The sequence below is a fragment of the Seleniivibrio woodruffii genome (assembly GCF_029267515.1).
GTDB classification, from domain to species: Bacteria; Chrysiogenota; Deferribacteres; order Deferribacterales; family Geovibrionaceae; genus Seleniivibrio; species Seleniivibrio woodruffii_A.
This window is the reverse complement of record NZ_JAJUIS010000001.1, coordinates 105,279-127,010: the sequence shown is the minus strand read 5'-3', so window position 1 is coordinate 127,010 and position 21,732 is coordinate 105,279. Positions and strand designations below refer to the sequence as shown.

Annotated in this window: 16 protein-coding genes; 8 read left to right on the top strand and 8 right to left on the bottom strand. The window is 46.5% G+C overall.

Annotation, left to right across the window (positions count from 1 at the left end; genetic code table 11):
* Nucleotides 1–58: 58 nt before the first annotated feature.
* From pap to Q7P67_RS00600, 3 genes are all read right to left on the bottom strand, one after another.
* On the bottom strand, nt 59–1,528 hold the full coding sequence (pap, locus tag Q7P67_RS00610; RefSeq protein WP_303849663.1) for a polyphosphate:AMP phosphotransferase: 1,470 nt from the start codon (nt 1,526–1,528) through the stop codon (nt 59–61).
* 96 nt (nt 1,529–1,624) lie between these two features.
* A complete protein-coding gene (locus tag Q7P67_RS00605; RefSeq protein WP_303849662.1) occupies nt 1,625–4,339 on the bottom strand; it encodes a PAS domain-containing sensor histidine kinase in 2,715 nt (904 codons plus the stop codon).
* 93 nt (nt 4,340–4,432) lie between these two features.
* Nucleotides 4,433–7,093 carry an ATP-binding protein gene (locus Q7P67_RS00600; RefSeq protein WP_303849660.1) on the bottom strand — a complete coding sequence of 887 codons (2,661 nt, stop codon included), beginning with the start codon at nt 7,091–7,093 and terminating at the stop codon, nt 4,433–4,435.
* A 214-nt stretch (nt 7,094–7,307) separates the two neighbouring features.
* Between Q7P67_RS00600 and Q7P67_RS00595 the strand changes: the two genes are divergently transcribed.
* Both Q7P67_RS00595 and Q7P67_RS00590 read left to right on the top strand, forming a co-directional pair.
* A complete protein-coding gene (locus Q7P67_RS00595; RefSeq protein ID WP_303849658.1) occupies nt 7,308–8,054 on the top strand; it encodes an ABC transporter permease in 747 nt (248 codons plus the stop codon).
* Entirely contained in the window at nt 8,051–8,656 is a 606-nt protein-coding gene (locus tag Q7P67_RS00590) for a trimeric intracellular cation channel family protein (protein WP_303849656.1), read from the top strand. The genes Q7P67_RS00595 and Q7P67_RS00590 overlap by 4 nt, the downstream gene beginning before the upstream one ends.
* On the opposite strand, the gene Q7P67_RS00585 is transcribed toward Q7P67_RS00590, so the two are convergent.
* The 5 genes from Q7P67_RS00585 to Q7P67_RS00565 all read right to left on the bottom strand — a co-directional run bounded on the left by Q7P67_RS00585 (nt 8,657) and on the right by Q7P67_RS00565 (nt 14,601).
* Nucleotides 8,657–9,880, bottom strand: a complete 1,224-nt coding sequence (locus Q7P67_RS00585; RefSeq protein ID WP_303849655.1) for a phenylacetate--CoA ligase family protein — start codon at nt 9,878–9,880, stop codon at nt 8,657–8,659. It abuts the gene before it with no gap.
* The gene (locus tag Q7P67_RS00580) at nt 9,864–10,373 is read right to left on the bottom strand and encodes a 2-oxoacid:acceptor oxidoreductase family protein (protein ID WP_303849653.1); all 510 of its coding nucleotides are present in this window, start codon (nt 10,371–10,373) and stop codon (nt 9,864–9,866) included. The genes Q7P67_RS00585 and Q7P67_RS00580 overlap by 17 nt, the downstream gene beginning before the upstream one ends.
* Nucleotides 10,370–12,127 carry a thiamine pyrophosphate-dependent enzyme gene (locus Q7P67_RS00575; RefSeq protein WP_303849652.1) on the bottom strand — a complete coding sequence of 586 codons (1,758 nt, stop codon included), beginning with the start codon at nt 12,125–12,127 and terminating at the stop codon, nt 10,370–10,372. Before Q7P67_RS00575 ends, Q7P67_RS00580 begins: the two co-directional genes overlap by 4 nt.
* A 171-nt stretch (nt 12,128–12,298) precedes the next feature.
* Complete coding sequence (locus Q7P67_RS00570; protein ID WP_303849650.1) at nt 12,299–13,411, bottom strand: ABC transporter substrate-binding protein; 1,113 nt, start codon at nt 13,409–13,411, stop codon at nt 12,299–12,301.
* 77 nt (nt 13,412–13,488) lie between these two features.
* A complete protein-coding gene (locus Q7P67_RS00565) occupies nt 13,489–14,601 on the bottom strand; it encodes an ABC transporter substrate-binding protein (protein ID WP_303849648.1) in 1,113 nt (370 codons plus the stop codon).
* Between the two features lie 1,145 nt (nt 14,602–15,746).
* Here Q7P67_RS00565 and Q7P67_RS00560 point away from each other — a divergent pair.
* The 6 genes from Q7P67_RS00560 (at nt 15,747) to Q7P67_RS00535 (ending at nt 21,720) form a co-directional block, all read left to right on the top strand.
* Nucleotides 15,747–16,361, top strand: coding sequence for an acetate uptake transporter (locus Q7P67_RS00560; protein ID WP_303849647.1), 615 nt, complete (start codon nt 15,747–15,749; stop codon nt 16,359–16,361).
* Nucleotides 16,362–16,442: 81 nt separating this feature from the next.
* The gene (locus Q7P67_RS00555) at nt 16,443–16,670 is read left to right on the top strand and encodes a hypothetical protein (protein ID WP_303849645.1); all 228 of its coding nucleotides are present in this window, start codon (nt 16,443–16,445) and stop codon (nt 16,668–16,670) included.
* 97 nt (nt 16,671–16,767) lie between these two features.
* Nucleotides 16,768–17,223, top strand: a complete 456-nt coding sequence (locus Q7P67_RS00550) for a histidine phosphatase family protein (RefSeq protein WP_303849643.1) — start codon at nt 16,768–16,770, stop codon at nt 17,221–17,223.
* Between the two features lie 2 nt (nt 17,224–17,225).
* On the top strand, nt 17,226–18,569 hold the full coding sequence (locus Q7P67_RS00545) for a CHAD domain-containing protein (protein ID WP_303849641.1): 1,344 nt from the start codon (nt 17,226–17,228) through the stop codon (nt 18,567–18,569).
* 110 nt (nt 18,570–18,679) lie between these two features.
* Nucleotides 18,680–20,206 (top strand): Ppx/GppA phosphatase family protein, encoded by a 1,527-nt coding sequence (locus tag Q7P67_RS00540; RefSeq protein WP_303849639.1) that lies wholly within the window; start codon nt 18,680–18,682, stop codon nt 20,204–20,206.
* Nucleotides 20,203–21,720, top strand: coding sequence for a hypothetical protein (locus Q7P67_RS00535; protein WP_303849636.1), 1,518 nt, complete (start codon nt 20,203–20,205; stop codon nt 21,718–21,720). The genes Q7P67_RS00540 and Q7P67_RS00535 overlap by 4 nt, the downstream gene beginning before the upstream one ends.
* Nucleotides 21,721–21,732: the final 12 nt, after the last annotated feature.

The window sequence follows — 21,732 nt, the reverse complement described above, 5'->3', positions numbered from 1 at the left end:
TTTACTGTTTTTTCAGAAAATTCGTCTGAAAAAAGCATATACATATGTTTAAAAAGCGTTATTTTCCCAGTATTTTTTTCAGACTGGTCTGAACATTCCGCAGAACTTCCATTCTTGCACCTTTTTTATCGTTCGCCGGAATTATGTTCCATGGAGCGTATTTTGTGCTGGTTTTGAAAAACATTTCATTATAGGCGTCTCTGTACTGGTCGTTCTTTTCTCTGTTGCGCCAGTCCTCGTCTGTGATTTTATGCTGTTTCCAAGGGATTTCCTGCCGTTCTTTAAATCTTGCGAGCTGTTCTTCATCTGTAATATGCAGAAAGAATTTAAGCAGATGGACTCCTCTGTCGCTGAGGTGTTTTTCAAAACTGTTTATTTCTGAATATCCGCGGAACCAGTCCGAAGGCGGCGTTATATTTTCAAGCCTTTCAACAAGAACCCTTCCGTACCATGATCTGTCGAATATCGCTATGTGTCCGGCACGGGGCACCTGCCGCCAGAAACGCCAGAGGTAGTGCCGCGAAATTTCTTCGGATGTGGGCGCCGCTATGGAGGTTACTTTCGAAAGGCGCATGTCTAAAGCCCGCAGAAGTCTTCTTATGCAGCCGCCTTTTCCTGCAGCGTCCCATCCTTCGAAAACGATCATAGTGCTTATCCCCTTCTGATATGCTTCCCATGCCAGAGGTTTGATATTTTCTACAAGTTCATCCAGTTCTTTTCTGTATATATTCTGATCTGTTTCCCTGCTCTGTTTAAGGCTGTCCAGAACGTTCGGAAAGGTGAGCTTTGAAAGATTTTCGGTGCTGCTCTTTGGGAGAGTGTTTTTGAGCGCTCTGTTCATGCTGTCCAGAATTATCCTGAGAAAACGTATCTCTCGTGTGCGTCTGTCTGTGCAGTCGATGACTTCCCATGGAGCAAACTCGTTGTGCGTCGCCTTATAAGCGGCTTCGGCACATTCGGTTATCTTTTCGTATTTACTGAAGTACCAGAGAGCACGTTTAGTAATTTCTTCCGAGTGTTTTTCCTTTTTTATCAGCTTTTCGTGGCGTTTTTTCTGTTCTTTTTTGGTTATGTGAGCCCATATCTTAACGATTACAGTGCCGTCCAGCGCCAGCATCTTTTCAAAATCCGCCGCTTCCTCAAGTCCTTTTGCAAAAGCAACCGGATCGTCGTTGTTGTCCAGAGCGCGCCTTATGGTTTTTTCATACCATCCGTTGAAGTAAATGCCGAGCTTTCCGCCAGTGGGCATAGCGTTCCAGAAGCGGAAATAGTAAGGTCTTTCCCTCTCTTCGTCGGTTTCCTGCCAGAAGGTTGAAGTTTCGATAAGCCGCGTATCCATTATGTCAGCCATAAAGTTTACGAGTTCCCCTTTGCCCGCGCCGTCCAATCCTGTGAGAATGACTATCATGGGGCGTCTGTATTTCTTAAACTCGTATTGGGCGTCGATAAGTTGTGTACGGAGCTTATTAAGCTCTTCGGTGTACTGTGATTTTGATATTATTTCGGTTTTTTCGAAACTTTCGAGCATGTGTGCCCTCCGGCATTATGGATGTATGGTATAACTATACACCCGCAATGGGAAAATTACGCGTTTATATGGATGAACTGCCGGAAATGGTATGTGTCAGGGTGTAATTTCATTGTTCGGAAGCATGATTGTGAACCTGGCTCCGGTGAGAGTGTTCTCTGCCGCAATGCGCCCGCCCATGTGCTGTTCGACTATGGATTTGCAGATGTAAAGCCCAAGCCCCGTGCCGTTTTCCCCTTTTGTGCTCTGGAACATATCGAAGAGTTTGTCGGGCAGGAGGTCTTCCGGTATCCCGCCGGCATTATCCTCTATAATCACCCTGTTCATAAGGTCGTCAAATTCGTAGAAAATGTCTATGCGTTTATTTTCTGTACGGCTGTTTGCGAGCGCTTCTTTTGCGTTGTTCAGAATGTTTAGGCATACCTGTTTAAATTCGTTTTTTATGCCGTAGACCTCGAAATGTCTGTGATCGTGGAAAACCACCTCAATATTGTTTTTTGTGAACTGTCTGTCCAGAAGGCTGTAAACCTCCTGTACGGTTTCGCAGGCGAAGAAATGCTCTTTCGTTCTGTTCTGTTTGAAAAAACCTATGAAGTCGTTAACCGTCTGGGACATAAAGTTTATGCTGTTCATTATCATTGAAGTGTTTTTAAGCAGTGATTCCTGTGTAAGGGTGTTGTCCTCCGCGTCTGCTTCTATGAGCTGGGTCATAATGGCTATAGAGTTCAGCGGCTGTTTCCACTGGTGGGCAATTGCGCCTATCATAGCTCCCATTTCCGCCATTTTTGACTGCTGATAAAGTATTTCCAGAGTTTTCTGCTTATCTTCCTGCGCTTTAAGTTCTTCTGTGATATCCCTTGAGATAACAAGAATATCCTTAACGCTGCCGTCCTCGTTAAAGAGCGGTATTTTGTCTGTAATAACAGTGATGGAGGCTGATTCGAAGGGGTAGGTCTGAATGATTTTAAGAACTGGTTTTCTTGTTTCAATAACTTTTTTGTCATCAGCATAAAATCTTGCGTGGTCGAATCTGAAAACGTCGCTGACATGAATTTTTTCCACTCTTCCGAGCGAAATGAAGCGGAGAGCTGTTTTGTTTGCGAATGTGATATGGTTTTTGGTGTCTTTAAGAAAGATGATTGCCGGCAGTGCATCCAGAATAACCTCAAGTTCCTGCTTCTGTATGCTCAGTTGTCTGAAATATCCGGTAAGCTCCTCTTCCATTTTCCTGAAATTCTCTGAAAGTCCTGTTATTTCGCTGAAAACGGAGTTCGGCCACCCCTCCGATTTTTGAGTTTCCAGATTTTCGTGTATATGTGCGGTTCTTTCGGAGAGCTTATTGAGGTGGAATGCCGTTCTCCGGCTTACGAACCATGCGAGAAGCACTGAAAGGAAGATGGTTGCGTATATGATAAGTAGGGCGTTGAGTCCTATTCTGACGATACCAGCGATATATTTGGCAAGGGGTAGCTCTGCGGTCAGAGAAAGCGATTTTTCGGAATCCAGCTGAACGGTTTTGATGTAATATGACTTCTGCCATCTTGTCATGATCGACGTGTTGTTTCTGGGAGAGGATGTCCACTGCAGTATTCCGTTGCCGAAATCTTCTATGATTCCGTCGGAGCTTTTGATAGGTATGTCGGATTGTCCCTGATATTCGGGATTGGTTGTGACCAGCGGTTTGCTGTTCCTGTCGGCAAGAGTGAAATATATGCCGGAATCTTTGGTTACGGTATACAAAAGGTCGTAAACCGAGCGGAACTGTATTCCGCCCTGCACATAACCGAGAATTTCTCCCTGCTCGTTTCTGACAGCCTTTACGATTATAAGAATAGAGCTGTTCAGGTTAAGCAGATTACTTTTTCTTGCCTCGGAAATAACCGTTTTGTCAGTTTCTTCCGCTTTTGAGTAATAGGTTCTGTCTCTGTAGTCCCTTCCGTAATATCTTTTAAGTTCACCGTTGTTCAGAGTGTAAATGGGAGCGGAAAAACGGTCTTTGTTTATAAATCCCAGTCCCAGAAAAGAATCGGATGAATGGAGAAGAGTCAGGATACGTTCTTCACCCGTGCTGTTTATCCCTGAGTCGTTAATGCAGTCTTTGAGTGTTTCGGAAAGCATTTCAATGCTTGTAATGCTGTTTTTCAGGACGTTGTTTGTTGAAAGCTCCGCAGCGTTTGTCATTGCGTTCAGTTCAAGCTGCATATTGTGCGACATCTCTTCTGTCTGGGAGCGTACGTTTGTTATTATATAAAAAAGAGCCGGAACCGCCGTTATGAAAAGAATTGTACTGAAAATGATGGATTTCAGAGATACCTTTGCATACTTTAATCCCATCTCCTTGCAGACAAGATTCCATACGTTTATTGCAGTTACCGCGAAAAGTGTGTTGAATATACCGTTTATACTCTGTTTCAGGTAAACCACGGCTGAATTTTTCAGTCCGACACCCATTATGCCCGAATAAAAGAAAAAGACGAAAAATAGCCCGGCCGTAAGCCAGTATGCCATGTCTATGAGCACTAGATCTTCGTTTCTTTCGCTGAAATATGCGAGAACCGCTGCTTCAGCTATGAAAATTATTATTGCGTAAGGGTGGTTCCATAGAAAATACGTGCTCACCGATGCGATTGCTGCTGCTATGACGCCTGCTGCGCCGTATCGTTTGACAGCTATAACGGTGAAGAATCCTCCGAAAAGGAAGTCAACGTTGAAAAATATTTCTAACTTGTTGCTGTTAAATACATAACCCAGTATTCCAAGCGTGGCTATGACAAAAACCGCAAAAGCATTGCTGCGGACTGTTCCTATCAAGGCTGTGCTCCCAATAAATAAATAAAATAAGTCTTAACAGGTAAGACAATGTATTTATAGCAGATGATATAGGTTTTATCAAATAATAAAATATCATCTCTCCTTTGTAATTGTCTGATCTATAGGGAGAAATATGGTGAATTTTGCTCCATGATCAGTGTTTTCAGCGGTTATCTTGCCGCCCATATGTTCTTCGATAATTGATTTTGAGATATACAGTCCCAGTCCGGTTCCCTTTTCGCCTTTCGTGCTTTGGAAAAGATTGAAAAGTCTGTCTGGCAGGAGATCTTCGGCAATTCCTCCAGCGTTGTCTTCAACGATTATTTTCCGGTAATTTTGATCATTCTCATAATAAACGTCTATCCGTTTTTCACCCTGAACACGTTCGATGAGTGCGTCTTTTGCATTATTAAGGATATTGAGGCATACCTGCTTAAACTCGTTTTTCAGACCGTATATCAGAAAGTGATCGTGTTTGTGCACGACGACGCTGATATTGTATTTGCGGAACTGCGGCTCGATGAGTGCGTATATGTCCGAGATTGTTTCGCAGGCGCGGAACATTTGTTTTTCTTTTGCGGTTTTAAAAAACTCTGTGAAGTCGAAAGCAGTGTTTGCCATGAACTCCACGTTTTTCATAATCATATCCGTTGAGGTGCGTATTGAATCCACATTCACATGTCCCTCTTCAACATCCGACTGCATGAGCTGTGTTATCAGCGCTATGGTGTTCAGCGGCTGCTTCCACTGGTGGGCTATAGCGGCTGTCATTGCGCCCATTTCTGCCATTTTTGCCTGCTGATAAAGGGTTTCCAGCATCCTCTGTTTTTCGGCGTGCGCTTTCAGGTCTTCTGTTATGTCCTGAGAAATGACAAGGATGGATGTAACGTTTCCTGCTTCGTCGAGAATTGGTATTTTGTCGCTCTTAACGGTGATTATTTTATCTTTCAGCTTATAGTTCTGTATTACGCCGAGCAGCGGCTTTTTAGTGGATATAACTTTTTCGTCGTTTTCGTAAACCTCAACGGCAAGATCCGGAAACAGGTCTTTGACATTCTTGTTTATGAGCAGGTGGTATGGAAGTCCCGTCTTTTCGACTGCCTCCCTGTTGCCTGTGATAATATTATTGTTCACGTCTTTCATAAATATTATCAGCGGCAATGAATCGAGAATAAGATTCAGTTCAGACTTTTGTCTGGCAAGCTGACTGAATTTTGCGGCAAGCATAGACGCCATATGCGAAAAGTTTTCCGAAAGCTCGGTGACTTCCGAGAATACCGAATTTACGACCAGCGGGCTTTTGCCGGACTGTATCAGAAACGGAAGCTCATTTGAGTATTTGCGCAGTTTTTCAAGATGAAAGGAAACCTGTCTGCTGATAAGAAGCGCAACCAGTATGCAGAGTATCATTACGATATATATGATTTTCAGCGCGTTCAGTCCGGTGTTGTTTATCCTTTCTATGTGATCTGAAAGGGGTAACTGCGCTGTAAGATTAAGCCCCGAATTGCCAAGAGTTCCCTTTTTTATGTAAAAAGCGTTTCTCCATTTGGTAATGATGGAAACGTTTTTTGCCGGACATGGCGTGAGAAGGAAAATCCCTCTTTTGTCATAATCATAAGCATCATACGCGGGAGGCAGTGTGAATTTATTCCCGCTGATATTTTCAGATGCGGTGCTTATTATTATATTGTCGTTTCTGTCCGTAAGGGTGAGAAGTACACCTGAGTCCCTCGATACCGAATTCATCACGCTTTCCACAGCTTTAAAATCGATGCTTCCCTGTACGAATCCGCCCTTATCCTTTAAATGTTTTACAAGCAGAATAAGATTTTTCTGTCTGTTTTGAAGTTTACTCGGCAGCAGACCGGAAACATACTCTTTGTCCGGATCGGTTGCTTCCGCATAAATGTTTCTGCTGCTGAAATCTTTTGGCGGATATGATATGACGTTTTTACCGTCTTTGACAAAAACAGCGACAGACATTGCGTTGTTGTCGAGATATCCCACTCCCATAAATGTTTCCGAAGAGACGAGAACACTTTTCATAGCATCGTTGATACGCTTATCCGTTGAGTTTTCCGCAATTGTGGCAAGGAGGGACAGTTTGTTTTCCGCGTCCTGAGTGAGAGAACTGAGAGCGATTGACGTTGTATTATAAATGGTATTCAGATTATTTTTCATCTCCTGAGTGAGGTTAAGGGTCTGAATCTTTACTCCGATTATGACGTAAAGCAGTGCGGGTATGGCGGCAATAAGAATCAGAATCTTAAAAAAAGTCTGACGGAAGGAAATGCGTATGAAACTGATGCCTAAAAGTTTCCGGCAGTAGTTTGTTCCGTGGTATAACAGAGAGCCGCAGAGGGTGTTTGCAACACCGTTGACACTCTGTTTGAGAATAATTATCTGAGTCGCTTTGACAGGCACCTGCATGACAAAATGGTAAAGTATGAACGCAAGCACAGCTCCGACAGTGAGCCAGAATATAAGATCAAGAACTATCACGTCTTCTTCGTGCCTGCGCGCGAATACGATAAATGCTGCTTCTGCTGTAAATATTATTATTGCGTAGGGGTGGTTCCAGAGAGTATAGGTGTAAAGAGACGCGACGAACGCGACGATTATACCGGTTTTACCGTAACGTTTTATTGCGTATATTGCGGCGATGCTGCCGAAGAGAAAGTCGATATTGTAGAACGCTTCGAATCTCAGGATATTGCCGAAATATCCGGCGGCGGAGAGAAGTATGAGCATTAAAATTTCCGGAAGCCTTTGCCCCGGTGTTTTTTGTGCAAAAGGACTCATATTTATGCCCCAATCAGCGTGAAATTATGGTTCACGATAAAAAATGAATGTATATGCTATAATAATATGGTGCATCTTGTGTAATTTCAACACATAGTTTTGAAGATTCGTCAAATATTGAAATTTTGTCATCTGTGAACTAATTTAACAAATGGAAGGCATTATGACAGGGTCATATATAGCTATTGCGGGTTTTTTCCTCTTTACGGTTTTCGCGGCATCCAGACTTGAGCTGAATATGAACAGAAGCATAAGTTTTGCCGCGCTCCGTTCGGTTGTGCAGATGTTTCTTATGGGGCTTGTGCTGGAATATATCTTCAGGCTGGAAAACGTCTGGCACGTTATTTATTTTGCGGCGTTCATGTCTTTTTTTGCTGCCTATACTGCAAAGGGGCGCTCCCGCACCGAAAGCGGACATATTGTGCGGGGCTTTCTCTCAATTTATATTCCTTCAATGCTGGGGCTTCTGCCGGTGATATTCAGCGGTGCTGTTCCGGTTCAGATGAATGCGGTTCTGCCCGTTGCCGGAATGGTGGTGGGCAACTGCATGAATGCGCACAGCATCAGCGTGGACAGACTTCGCGCGGAATGTAAGGCTAACCTGTCCTCAATTCAGGGGATGCTCGCTCTGGGGCTGACTATGGATACAGCCGCCAAGGATTCTGTAGTCGCGGCTGTGCGTGCAGGGGTTACACCTGTTATGAATAATATCGCATCGCTGGGCGTAGTGCTTCTGCCGGGGCTTGCGGCCGGACTTCTGATGGCAGGTGTGTCGCCTATGAAAGCTATTGTGTATCAGCTCGTTGTAATGTATATGATCTTTGCGGTCAATATTCTGACCTCATATCTCGCCTGCCGCATGTTCAGAAACGATATGGTTATGGCGGCGGCAACCGGAGATCATGAATGACGCTTTTATACGCTCTGGACCTTCTGGGAACTTTTGCATTTGCTGTCAGCGGTGCTCTGGCGGGTGTGCGCAAAAATCTCGACCTGTACGGTGTGAGTTTTCTTGCCGTGGTTACGGCAGTTGGAGGCGGGACTATCCGCGATACCATGCTTGGCAGGGTGCCTCCTTTTCTTTTCAAGGATATGAACTACCTGTTCCTGTCCATCGCGGGGGCGCTGGTTGTTTTTCTTTTCCACAGCCATGTTAAAAAAACCTACAATCTGCTTGTGTGGATGGATGCTCTCGGACTCGGAGTGTTCAACGTCATAGGCATAAACATAGCCCTTCACGCCGGAGTCGGGTATCTTGGAAGTATGATATTCGGTGTTATGACCGGAACGCTTGGGGGGATGATACGGGACGTTCTTATCAACGCAACTCCGTTCGTTCTCACGCGGGAGGTCTATGCTTCCGCCTGCATAGTCGGCGGTGCTCTTTACTGTATTCTGCACCATATTGGGATAGATTCCTCAGTCAACGCCACTGTAAGCGCACTTCTGGTGTTCGGCATACGGATGATAACCCTGCGGTTCGGATATCACCTGCCCCGCGCCTACAAATAACTATCTGTTGTCTACAACCCTGATGGCCTTGCCTGCGGAGCGCTCCAGAGTGCCCGGTTTCAGGTACTGCACGTCCACGCGGAAGCCAAGAAAATCGTACAGAGTTGTGTCCAGCCTGTCCTTTGCATCGTCGCTTATCTTATTTGTCTCAACAGCGAGTGTAACGTCGCCCTTGCCCTTTTTCTTGTCAAGGATGATGCGGTATTCTTCGCCTATTTCTGTGAACTCCATGAGGATGGATTCTATCTGTGCGGGGTAGAAGTTTACGCCCTTCACTTTCAGCATGTCATCGGTTCTGCCTTTGAGTCTGGCTATCTTAACCGTGTGCAGTCCGCATTTACAGGGTTCGCGGCTTATGATTTTTGTGATGTCGCGCGTGCGGTAACGTATCAGAGGCAGACCTTCGCGGGTTAGAGTTGTCACAACCATCTCACCTTCCACGCCGTCCGGGAGGGGTTCACCCGTTTCCGGATCAACAATCTCCACTATGTAGTGGTCGTCCCATACGTGTATGCCGCTGTGATCCTTACAGTCTATGCCGAGACCAACGCCGCCTGTCTCCGTCATGCCGATGATGTCGAACGTCTCAATTCCCATCTCGCGTTCGATGCGTCTGCGGATACCGTCCGTCCATGTTTCCGCACCGAAGATGCCCACTCGGAGCTTAGTCTCTTTAAAGTTAAAGCCTTCCTGTTTTGCAACCTCCATAAGCCTAAGAGGATACGAGGCTATTGCACAGATGCACGTTGTTTCAAGATCTTTAATGAACTGGAGTTGGAGCATTGAGCGTCCGGCGCCCATGGGGATTATGAAACTTTTAAGACGTTCCGCGCCGTAATGGAACCCGAATCCGCCGTTGAAAAGCCCGAAAGATGGGGTGATCTGTACGGTGTCTTCGCTGGTCACACCAGCTGTGGTGTAGCAGCGCGCCATTATCTCGCCCCACTGGTTAACGTCCCCTTCGGTCATGGGGTTTATGATAGGTTTTCCGGTGGTGCCGCTTGACATATGCATCCGCATACAGTTTTTAGTGTCTGCACAGGCATATGCAAAGGGGTAGCCCTGACGGAGTATGTCTTTTGTAATGAAAGGCATTTTTGTAAGGTCTTCGTATGATGTAACGCGGTCCGTTTCATATCTCTGAAAATAGAAGGGGTTTGCCTTCTTTATGTGGTGTAGAGTTGTTCCGAGCTTGAGGAGCTGTATATCAGTGAGTTTGTGCATATTTGACTCCGTATTCTATGGCGGCGATGCTGATTTTCGGTGCGGTTTTCAGTATCTCAAGTGCTTTTGCGGTATCAATACCGTCGAAGCAGCCAAGGAAAATGCCTAAAAGCACCTGTCCTCCGTAAATTCTGCCGCCGAACTCCCTTTCAGCTATATCTGAAGCGGGCAGGGAAAATATTTTTACTCCGGTTAAGTCGAAGGGCTGGTCGGTGTCAACAATGAGCACCCCGTCCTTTTTTATGAAGTTTATGTTTCGAAGCGCCTCGTCTTTTGTGAGGCTGATGATGAAGTCCGCAGCACCCTCTGCAACAGCGGCGCTGAGACATTCGCCAATCTTTATATATGTGGCGACGGAACCGCCGCGCATTGCCATGCCGTGTGTTTCCGCCGAAACCGCGGGTATTCCCATGTTAGCCGCCAGAGTGCCTATCATGGCGTTAAGGGTTATGACCCCCTGTCCGCCTTTTCCGCATATTACGCCCTGAATCATTTCTTCACCCCTATGGCCTTCTGCGGACAGACCTGTATGCAGACCATGCAGCCAATGCACGCGGACTCGTCAATTTTTGCCATGCGTTTTGCTTTGTCCCTGTATATCGCCGGACACTCAAACTTTTCATAGCAGATGGTGCAGTCCGTGCAGGCATCGGTTATTTCGGCAGTCTTTTTGTTTTTGTATCTGGTCTTGGTGACGCACTCCTTAGTGAATATCACTACGGCAGGTGCGTTGTCAGTGTGGGCGTATGCCAGCGCCTGTTTCAGCGCCTCCACTCCTTTTTTCATGTTGTACGGGTCTGCATTTACTATGTGCTTAACACCTGCTCCCGCGCAAGCCTGCTCTATTGTGAGTTTTCCGGTCTTGTGGGGTACAGGCTGAAAGCCTGTCATGGCTGTCGTTTCATTGTCCAGTATGGCAACCACTATCGGCGCGCTGTTCACAACTGCGTTTGTTAGTCCCGCAACGCCGGTATGGAAAAACGTGGAATCACCTATGGTGCATATCACGGGTCTGTCCGGATTGGAGCGCTTCATGGCTTCTGCAAAGGTGATGGATGCTCCCATGCAGATGCAGGTATCGACGGCGTTCAGATTAACGCCGAGGGTGTAGCAGCCTATGTCGCCGGGGAAGATGCCGTTGGGAGCCGCCAGCTTCATCGCATAAAAGGCGGGTCTGTGGCCGCAGCCTGCGCAGAGGCGCGGTTTGAGATTGACGGGTGATTCGTTGACGGTTATCCCGGCTTTCGCCGTTTCGCGTGTTATGCCCGCTGTCTTGAGCAGTATGTCGGCGATTATATCCGCGGTCAGTTCCCCTTCGGAGGGAACAAGTCCCGTGAGCCTGCCCTCGGTCTTTATGGTAAAGTTATGTTCAATAACGGGAAATGTCTCTTCAAGAACCACGATGCGATCGTAAACCATCTCCGCCTCTATAACGAACTGTCTGTCCAGAGGGAAGGGCATGTCCACCTTTATTATGTCGAACGGAAGATTCATTTCATCTATTACGTCTTTTGCCATGGCATAGGCATAACCGGAGGCGACCACTGCCATGTCGTATCGTTTTTCAGGTATTTTGGGCGCCATTTCCGCAGCGAGAAAATCGAGGTTTTTATTCAGCTTTTCGTGGAGTATGCGGCGGAATTTAGGTGTCGCCGCCCAGCGCGGCATGTCTTTACGGAAAGTTCCGCTGAGAATCGTTTCACGAATCGGTATCGCCGAAAAGTCGTCAGCCATAAAGTTCTGGCGGGAGTGGCAGACGCGCATAACGGGTCTGACCATCACGGGCAGACGGTATTTTTCTGATATCTGATATGCAAGCATAGTGAGGCGGTACGCGTCCTGCGGGTTGCAGGGGTCAAGCACCGGCACTCTTGCACTGACGGCATACATGCGGCTGTCCTGCTCGGTCTGACTGCTGTAGGGTCCGGGGTCGTCTGCCGAAACAAGCACCATAGCACCGTCAACGCCTGTGTAGGCAACACTGAAAAGCGGGTCGGCGGCGACGTTCAGTCCCACCATCTTCATGCAGCAGAGTGTGGACGAACCGGATATGGCTTCCCCCGAGGCAAGCTCAAGGGCTATCTTTTCGTTCAGCGACCACTGGGCATAGCGTTCAGGTGCGAATTTCTGAAAAGCTGAAAGTATTTCGCTTGAAGGGGTGCCGGGATATGCGTATGCGCTTTTGACTCCCGAATTAACAGCGGCGAGAGCGATAAGCTCGTTGCCGAGAAAAAAACCGTTTACCATCTGAATCACCGTAAAATTAATGACAGATTGAGATACTACACCAATGATATGAGAATTTAAAGAAAAAATGGAGCTTTTATTGAGATCGCCGCGTCGCTCATGCTCCTCACGAAGACGTATGGAACTCTCTGCGAGGAAGCCGTTAACGGCTGACGCGGCAGTCTCAGTTAATTACATATCTTCCAGAACAAACTGACCGTTCTTTATTCTGACCATGACCAGCGACGACATATCCAGTCCGCAGTGGTCTGTTTTTGTGATGTTGTAAACGCCTGTTGCTCCGGCAAAATTCTTTGTGGTCTCAAGCGCCTGAATAACGCTTATTTTTTCGTTTTTCGCGCGTTTCAGGGCGTTCAGCATAAGGTTAACGCCGTCGTAGGCATAGATTGCGTGGACGGATGTTTCGTTGATGAGTTTGCCGTAGCGTTTGTTGAAAAGATCAATCGCCTTTTTCTGGGGGTCTGTCGCGGGGAGCTGCTTTGCGACAACTATTTTAAGTGCCGGCATTATAGATCCTTCCGCAGCGGTACCTGCCAGATTCGTATAGGCGAAGTCTGCAATTCCGTGGGACTGGATGAGCGGAATATTTTTGTCCAGAGAACGGAGGCTCTTGGCGGCTACTGCACCCGCCTTGCCGACTGTCCACACAACCACAGCCTGCGGCTTGGTATTCAGGATCTTTTTCATTTGTGTTGTCATATCGGTGTCGGTCATGTTGAATTTCTCAACACCTGTGATGGTGAATCCCGATGCGTATTTGTTTATCTGATCCAGACCGTCCTGACCGAATCCGGTGGCGTCAACAACAACGCCTATCCTTGTCCATCCCTTTTTTTTCAGGTAGCCGAAAGTTTTTTCAACTGCGGTGGATGTTTTCTGGGGTGATTTGAACATGTACTGACGGACAGGCTCAACAGGGGGGGTGCCGCCTACAAAGCCCATGGTGGGGGTCTGCGCCTCCATTATGGATCCGATGACAGACATTGCCTCGCCTGTGGATGTGGGACCCACTATGACGTCAACTTTGTCCTTGTTAATGAGCTTTTTGGCGTACATCATTGTTTTGTCGGGCATACCCTGTGTGTCGTATGTGACAAGGGTGATGGGTTCGCCCATGAAATTTGCCTTGTTTGCATCGGCTATCACTCCTTCAAGAATTTCCTGAGAGGGCTTGCCGATGTTGGAAATGGGACCTGTAAGCGCAAGCAGCGCACCTATCTTCACCTCTGCATATGCAGATATGCTGAGAAGAAGCACAGATGCGGCTATTAAAACTTTCTTCATACCTTCCTCCGAAATAAAGGTTACGGCGGGAAGCCGTAACCTTTTATAATATGTTAAGTAATGTTATTCCAGTTAAATTACATCTCTTCCAGAACGAATTTGCCGTCCTTAACTCTTACAATCACCATTGAAGAGAGGTCAAGACCGCAGTGGTCGGTTTTGCTCATGTTGTAAACGCCTGTAACGCCGACAAATCTGGTTATCTTTTCCATTGCCTGCTGAAGGGGTATCTTTTCAGCTTTGGATTTTTTCAGCGCGGCGAGAACTATGTTTATGCCGTCATAGGCATAGCTTGCGTGGACTGAAGTTTCGTCAATAAGTTTACCGTATTTTTTAACGAACAGGTCTATTGCTTTTTTCTGCGGATCTTTCGCGGGGATGCTTGATGCCACTGTCAGCTTTACTGATGGCATGATAGTGTTTTCTGCGGCGGGACCTGCCAGTTTAAGGTATGAATTGTCGGCTATACCGTGCGACTGTACCATAAGTATGTTGGGGTCGAGTGCGCGGAGGCTTTTTGCCGCGATTGCTCCGGCTCTGCCCACTGTCCATATTACAACTGCCTGAGGCTTCGCTGTGAGCAGTTTGGACATCTGTGTGGTGACGTCGTTGTCTGTCGCGTTGAATTTCTCTATACCTGTAATAGTAAAACCTTTGGAGAATTTGTTAATCTGGTCGAGACCGTCCTGACCGAAACCTGTTGCGTCAGCAGCTACGGCAATTTTGGTTATTCCTTTTTTCCTGAGATAATTGAATGCTTTTTCTATAGCTGTTGTTGTTGTCTGGGGTGATTTGAAAACGAAGGGGCGGACGGGTGTAACGACTGAGGTTCCTCCGGCGAATGCCATCATCGGCGTTTTGGAGGACATCGCCTCGCCTATGACAGACAGTGCTTCGCCGGTTCCGTTTGGACCGACTATGACGTCAACCCTGTCCTTGGCGATGAGCTTTTTCGCATAGGTCTGCGCTCTGTCGGGCATGGACTGGGTGTCGTATGATACGACAGTTATCTTGTCGCCCAGCATGTTTGCTTTGTTTGCCTCGGCTACAACACTGTCGATGATCTCCTGACCCGGCTTGCCAAGGTTCGATATGGGACCTGAAAGCGCCAGCAGTGCACCGATCTTTATCTCGGCGTAGGCGCATACCGAGACAAGAAGCATGAGAACCGTAATTACCGTTTTCTTCATCGTAAAATACCTCCGATATATGTTTCCGAACTGATTTAGAGCCAAAAAAAAGGGCCGTGAGTTCGTCCTCACAGCCCTTTATAAGCCTGTCGTGCAGAACTCCACGGTTTACTCAGAGGCTGAGCACCAAAAGAAACCAAAAAAGAAAAAAGAGGTTTCTGCGGAAGTTCTGTTTGTTTTCATGGATAGATTATTTCGTAAATTAATTTTGGTGTCAATATAAATAATGTTTCATGAACTAACTATTGTGTGTTTAAGTTTAGAAATAGTTGGAATGAATGAATATTTTTATTTCAGAAAAATATCATTAAATTTAAAATGATTGTTGGAAGCGCATAATAAGCTGGTAATACAGTCTATTTAATCAATATAGTATTTTGTTGCATAAAGGTTAATAGTATCATTAACCGGTTTTTTGTCTGTTTATTACCTCCATACGTTCATGTGTGAGTAATAAATGGTGAACAATAATGCCTCTTTTCATCGTGAAAAGTCAGCCGGCTTATGTTATTTGGTTTTTAAGTAATCATAAATAGTAATCTGTTATAAACAATAAATGTGTTGTATAACCGCTTAAAATATAGCATTTATAGTGAAGAACTGAGCATGCCTGTCATTATAAAATTAATATAAAAGAAACAAAGTTTGGTATTTTTTTATTAATAGCTTTATACGGTATGATGTGCCGCTCATTTCATATGAATTAATGCTGAAACAGCTTTCTGTCAGTGTCGCGTTCGTGTCTATTAACCATTAGTGTTTACAGATTTATTATATGCGTAAAATACCTTTAATATAGGGTGTAGATAACAAATTTTGTCAGCAGTAGGCTAAAATTGTTCATCAAGCATAAAAAAATTAAAATAGAACACAATGTAATTTTAATAGGATATTTCCGGTTCATAAAAGATGAATGTATGCTGAACAATATATTAAATGACCTATATAAATTATATTAGAGCATATGATAATATAATATAACTATGTTCTTAAATGATGTGGAATTAATTAACCTTGTTTACATAGGATAAATTCTTATTGCATTGTTATAAAAGCATTTGTATATAGAAATCAGCAAAGGTTGATAAACTGGAAGATATACGAGTTTATTGATGATTCGGTCATTATAACTTTGGAGGTAGAATATGAGCAACAAAGTTGAAGCTGTGAATACTGACGCAGCTCTCGGACAGATTGCGGAAACAGTTCTCGCAGATACAACCGCAAATCCTGCTCCTCTCGGACTTATGGGATTCGGTCTTACAACCATTCTTCTTAACCTGCACAACATCGGTCTTTTTGCGCTGGACAGCGGTATCCTTGCAATGGGCATCTTCTACGGCGGTCTCGGGCAGATCATAGTGGGCATGATGGAGTGGAAAAAGAAAAACACATTCGGCACAGTTGCCTTTACATCATACGGACTTTTCTGGCTTACTCTCGTGGGCATAATCGTCCTGCCCAAGATGGGATTTGAAAAACCCGACACAGTGGCTATGTCTGCATACCTTTTCCTGTGGGGATTTTTCTCTCTTATTCTCTTCATCGGTACATTCAAGCTGAACAAAGGTCTTCAGGTTGTTTTCTTCCTGCTTGTAATCCTTTTCATGCTGCTTGCCATCGGCGATATGTTTGAAAGTGCATCCATTAAGAAATTTGCCGGATTTGAAGGCGTTCTCTGCGGTCTGTCTGCAATGTATGTGGGCGCTGCACAGGTTCTCAACGAAGTATACAAAAAAACAGTTCTGCCCATCGGGTAAGAATTTTGCAAAGGTGTTAAAGCAAAGCGGTAATGGCGGTCTTTGTGACCGCCGTTTCTGTTTATTGCACGGAGCTGACGGATGGATTTTTCAAATTTGGAAACTGGCGACATTGAATTTGCGGGCTGGAAAGTGCGCATCACAGGCGGAAGAGGCATCGTTAAGGATGCGGAAGGCTCCGTTGTTGCCGAATTCACCGTGAACAGCATGGAGCAGATAACGCTGACCAGCGGCGACGGAAAATTTGCCGACCTTGCCCTCATCGCTCTCAGAAGCTACGTCCGCTACGGACTTTCCTGTCAGGCTTAATCTTTTACACTTATCTGACATTTATACGCACCCATGTCCTTGTGAAACGCGTTCCCCTCTGGTATCCTTGTATTATTAAGATAATGCGGGGCTTCATATGATAGTTTATCTGATACGCCACGGACACGCGGAGGAGAGAGAGGCTTTCAAAGGCAGAGACCTCGACCGTCCGCTCACGGAAAAAGGAAAGGTAAGGGCAAAACGCGCTTTTACCCGTTTCTTTAATATATACGATAAGCCTGCGGCTGTGATAACCTCTGCCGCTGTGCGCTCAGTGGAGACGGCATCCATAGTTTCCGAGATATGCGGGGTGAAATATGACATCCGGGAACGGCTTAACCCCGGTGCTAAGATTAAGGACTATCTGGAAACCATATCCGACTGGCGACACGCCTCGCCCCTTGCCGTTGTCGGGCACGAGCCGGATCTTTCCGAGGTAATTTCATTCATAACAGGCGGAAAGGCTCTCCGGCTTGAGCTTAAAAAAGGTTCCATAGCTCACATAGACGACAGCGTTCTAGTTAACCTCATACAGCAGAAGGCTCTGCTTTAATCATGCCTTATTATACCTCTGATGTTAAACCTGCCTCTGACAGAAAATACAGACTCAGATACAGAAAAAATAAAGAGCTGACAGTCAATGTGTACGATACTTTCGAATGGCTTCTGGTGCGCGGCGGACGGGTGCTTTATGACTGCGGCGGCGGAACAGTATTCTTCGACGGAAGCTCTGATGTGTCCGGAGACAGCGGGGAATATCGGGAAAAGCGCAGACTGTTCGAAAAAATGTCGCTGTCTGTTCCTGTTCACTCGTTCGATGCCGACGGCATAAAGGGACACATATACGCGCTGCCTGATTCATATATTATACACACAGACGAACCGCAGGACGATTTCGTGTTTCATTTCTGTATGGATGAACTGAAAAGTTTCGGCGAGGGGCTGATGTCTTATGCCAAACGCCTTGGCGACCCGATGATAAACTACACCACGCGGGTACAGTGTCCGGCTGACGGCAGTGCGGTGCTTTTTGATTCCATGGGCACTGTTTACGGCGAGCTGATAAAAATCATGCGGCTGAACACCGACGGCATAATAAACGGATATGATGCTGAGTTCCTTCACGATTTCCGCGTTTCCGTGCGCAGAACCCGTTCGGCGATGTCCATGCTGAAAGGCGTGTATGAGGATACGGAAGAGGCGAAGTGCAAAAACTTTTTCCGCACACTCGGCGGCTACACCGGAAGGGCGAGGGATATGGACGTGTATCTTGAAGAGCTTGAGGGTTACGGTGAGATACTGCCCGAAGAAATGAAGAGCTCGCTTAATCCTGTTATGGAGCATTTCAGACGGGAGCGGGACGAAAGCTATGAAAAACTTAGGAACTTTCTGACATCTGAGGAGTATGCTGAAGGGCTTTCCGTCTGGGAAAGGCTGATAAACTCCCGCGCACACATCGGGCGCAGGGGTTTTGTGAATACAAAACGGGCTGGCAAAAGGGCGCTTACGAAGATATTCTGTCTTGCGGACGGAATAACGGAAGGAGTGGACGCGGAAACTTCCGATGAAAAGATACATGCGGTGAGGATAGCTTTTAAAAAGCTGCGCTACTGTATAGAGTTCTTTTCGTTGTTTATAAAAGAGGATAATACGGCGGACGTTCTGACACGTTTGCGTGCGCTTCAGGACAGTCTTGGCAGATACAACGACCTTTCCGTGCAGTGCGCTCACATGCAGGAGCGGCTGAACACCGAAGAGGATGCAAAGGTGCTCACCGCCTGCGGATATATCCTTGCCGTGCTGACGCTTAAAAAGGCGCAGGAACGGGAGACCGCAGCGGAACTTATCAGAATATTCCGCAAAGACAGGAAACGGGTTAAAAAATCCCTCGGAATTTGATATACTTGTAATAAAATGCGGGATCGCTTCGGGCATATGCTCGCGAAGACGAAACCCATATCGGTCTCTGCGCGGGCATATGCCCGAAGCAGTCTTACCTAGGAGCACTGATGGCATCAAATGACAGCGTAAGGGTGGCTGTTGCCGATATAGGCAGCAACTCGCTCCGCCTCCAGATTTCTGAGGTAAAGGACAAAAGCTACCGAGTCCTTGAAGATTACAAAGAGATGATACGCCTCGGCGACGCCATCTATACACTTGGCTATTTCCCGAAAGAAACCATAGAAACCCTTGTGGATACACTGAATAATGTGAGGCGTCTTGCCGAGAGCAAAGGGTGCAGAACCATCCGCGCCATCGCCACGGCGGCATTCCGCGAGGCGGATAATCTGGGGGAGACACTTAACATTATAGAGCAGGAGTGCGGCATCAAAATAGAGGTTATCAGCGGGCAGGAGGAAGCGCGGCTGACATATCTCGCAGCGAGTGCCAACTTTGAGCTGAAGGACCGCCATGCCCTCATAACGGACATCGGCGGCGGAAGCGCTGAATATACAGTGGTGAAGAACGGTAGCGTTGAAAAAGCGAAAAGTCTTCCTTTGGGGTGCAACAGGCTTACCCGCGAGTTTCTTGAGGGCGACCCGCCGACTTCGGCGCAGATACTCGCCATGAAGGCGCACATTGCGGACTATATTGATAAAATGAAGCTGGGCAAAGGACTTGAGATGGTCATATGCACCGGCGGTTCAATGAACAACGTAGGTTACATCTGTCATTATAAGGATAAAACCCTGCGCGACAGCTTTGTAAAATACGTAGAGCGGAAATATCTGAAAAAATTTATCAGCGACATACGTGTTAAGACCACGGAGGAGCGCATAAAGATTGAGGGCATGGAGGAGAAAAGGGCGGATATTATCCTTGCCGCAGCGGTTCAGACGGACATGATACTTGAGGAGACGGGGATAGACGGATTTTACACCCTGACGGGCGGATTGCGCGCGGGGCTTACGATAGATACCATAAACAAAATGGGCATAGAACTTCCTTTCCAGAACAGCATGGACGGGGTGCGGTATTCGCGGCTCATTGAGATAGGCAACAAGTTCGATTTTGACGAGGCGGGCGCCTTTCAGGTTGAAAAGCTGGCGAAAATGCTTTTTGAGGGACTGAAAGACCGTATGGGTCTTGCCGAGCGTGACTGGGCGCTCCTTGAGGCGGCGGCTCTGCTGCGGGATATAGGCAAGCATATAGCCTATTCGAAACATCATAAGCACTCTTACTATATGATAAAGCATTCGGAACTTGTGGGGTACACCCACGACGAGATAGAAGCTATCGCCAGTATAGCCAGATACCACAGAAAGAGTATGCCGAAAACAGCCCATGACGAGTTCATCTTCCTTTCGCCTGAGATGCAGCTCAGGGTTGAAAAACTTGCGGCACTGCTCAGACTTGCCATCGCACTGGACAGAACCCATAAAGGTCTTATAGACAGGATAGAAGTGACAGTTACGGCTGCATCTATAGACATAAAACCGATATCCGACAAGGATATAACGCTTGAGATAAAAGACTTTGAACGAAACCGGGATATGCTTGTTAAGCTGCTTAAACTCCCCGTAAGGCTGGTATGAAGAACGGAATCTTTGCTGCCATCAACATAGGCGCCAGCGCCTTTCGAATGCACATTAGCGAATATCTGAACGGCGAGGAACGGACTCTGGAATACCTGATAAAACCGTTCAGGCTGGGACGCGACACCTTTACAAAAGGCTATATATCGCTGGAAAGCGTGTATGCAGCCACGGACATACTGAAAAAGTTCAAAACCAAGATGGACGAATACGGCGTTAAGAAGAACTACGTTGCCGTGTGCACCAGCGGCGTGCGGGAGGCGGGCAATCAGGCGTTCTTCATAAACCACATACGGCAGGAGACCGGGCTTGAGCTTGAGGTTATACAGCCTTCTGACGAAATATATATAAAATTTGTAAGCGTTAAAAATGACATAGAAGATTTTGACGACTATGAGAAGGCGGGTGTTCTGCTGGCAAACATATCCAGCGGAAACATTGCCATGGCTATTCTGAAAGACGAGCAGAACGTTTATTCAGGTGCTCTGCCCTACGGTTCGCTGAGACTGCGCCGAATCTTCGGCGACATTCCCGCCCGTATAAGGTACAAGGCGTATGAGCAGTACGTTGAAAAAATGTGCTATTCAATGAAGAGCGCCCTGCCTGCCGGCTGCAAACTGAAATATTTTGTCAGTGCCGGTTCGTCGCTCAACGTTCTTCTGAACATATTTCATCCGAAAAGAAACATGCTTTCCAGAAAACAGCTTGAGGAGCTTTACGACCGTGTCAAACAGCTTCCGCGTGACAACATACAGTCCGTGATGAACATCCGAAAAGACGAAGCGAGTGTGCTTGTGCCAACCCTCGTGACCTATCTGAAACTGATGGACTTCATCGGGACAGACCATGTGCGGTTTTCAAGGCTGTCGTTCCCTCACATGCTAAGTCTTTTCTATACCAAGACAGTGCGCGACAGGGGATTTTTCAACCGTGTTCGCAACACCGTGTATGCTCTGGGCGAGCGGTTCAATATGGACAGGGATCATGCAGACACCACTGTCCGGTTCTCAATGAAACTGTTTGATGCGCTGAAACCTCTGCACTCGCTGGGCAGGACGGAGAAATTTATCCTTGAGGCGGCTGCGGTGCTTTCCGACGTGGGGTATTACATCGATTCGGTGAAGCATAATCAGCACTCATACTATCTGGTGCAGTCGCTGCAGATACCGGGGCTTCCACGGGACAGGGTAAAGCTGGTTTCCTACCTTGTGCTGATGCACAACGGCGACGTGGATAAATGGTTCGAGCAGAAATATCACTATTTTCCCATAGAAAAACAGCTCCTCATAAAGAAACTGGTGAGCATCCTCAGAATAGCCGATTCAATGGACGCGTCCCACATGAACATTGTTCAGGATTTCGATGTGGACATCCAGACAGGGAAGGTTGTTATAAAGGCGAAATGCAGAAGCATGGCATTCCTTGAGAAACATGCGTTCAGCGAAAAGAGCAAAATATTCACCGACACGTTCGGTATACCCATAGAACTTGAAACAAGAATACTTTACGAATAGATAAGGTGTAAA

Bases quoted from the DNA above. Each gene is read 5' to 3' on its own strand.
- pap (WP_303849663.1), bottom strand. From the start codon at position 1,528: ATGCTCGAAAGTTTCGAAAAAACCGAAATAATATCAAAATCACAGTAC.
- Q7P67_RS00600 (WP_303849660.1), bottom strand. From the start codon at position 7,093: ATGCTCATACTTCTCTCCGCCGCCGGATATTTCGGCAATATCCTGAGA.
- Q7P67_RS00595 (WP_303849658.1), top strand. From the start codon at position 7,308: ATGACAGGGTCATATATAGCTATTGCGGGTTTTTTCCTCTTTACGGTT.
- Q7P67_RS00590 (WP_303849656.1), top strand. From the start codon at position 8,051: ATGACGCTTTTATACGCTCTGGACCTTCTGGGAACTTTTGCATTTGCT.
- Q7P67_RS00585 (WP_303849655.1), bottom strand. From the start codon at position 9,880: ATGCACAAACTCACTGATATACAGCTCCTCAAGCTCGGAACAACTCTA.
- Q7P67_RS00580 (WP_303849653.1), bottom strand. From the start codon at position 10,373: ATGATTCAGGGCGTAATATGCGGAAAAGGCGGACAGGGGGTCATAACC.
- Q7P67_RS00575 (WP_303849652.1), bottom strand. From the start codon at position 12,127: ATGGTAAACGGTTTTTTTCTCGGCAACGAGCTTATCGCTCTCGCCGCT.
- Q7P67_RS00570 (WP_303849650.1), bottom strand. From the start codon at position 13,411: ATGAAGAAAGTTTTAATAGCCGCATCTGTGCTTCTTCTCAGCATATCT.
- Q7P67_RS00565 (WP_303849648.1), bottom strand. From the start codon at position 14,601: ATGAAGAAAACGGTAATTACGGTTCTCATGCTTCTTGTCTCGGTATGC.
- Q7P67_RS00560 (WP_303849647.1), top strand. From the start codon at position 15,747: ATGAGCAACAAAGTTGAAGCTGTGAATACTGACGCAGCTCTCGGACAG.
- Q7P67_RS00555 (WP_303849645.1), top strand. From the start codon at position 16,443: ATGGATTTTTCAAATTTGGAAACTGGCGACATTGAATTTGCGGGCTGG.
- Q7P67_RS00550 (WP_303849643.1), top strand. From the start codon at position 16,768: ATGATAGTTTATCTGATACGCCACGGACACGCGGAGGAGAGAGAGGCT.
- Q7P67_RS00545 (WP_303849641.1), top strand. From the start codon at position 17,226: ATGCCTTATTATACCTCTGATGTTAAACCTGCCTCTGACAGAAAATAC.
- Q7P67_RS00540 (WP_303849639.1), top strand. From the start codon at position 18,680: ATGGCATCAAATGACAGCGTAAGGGTGGCTGTTGCCGATATAGGCAGC.
- Q7P67_RS00535 (WP_303849636.1), top strand. From the start codon at position 20,203: ATGAAGAACGGAATCTTTGCTGCCATCAACATAGGCGCCAGCGCCTTT.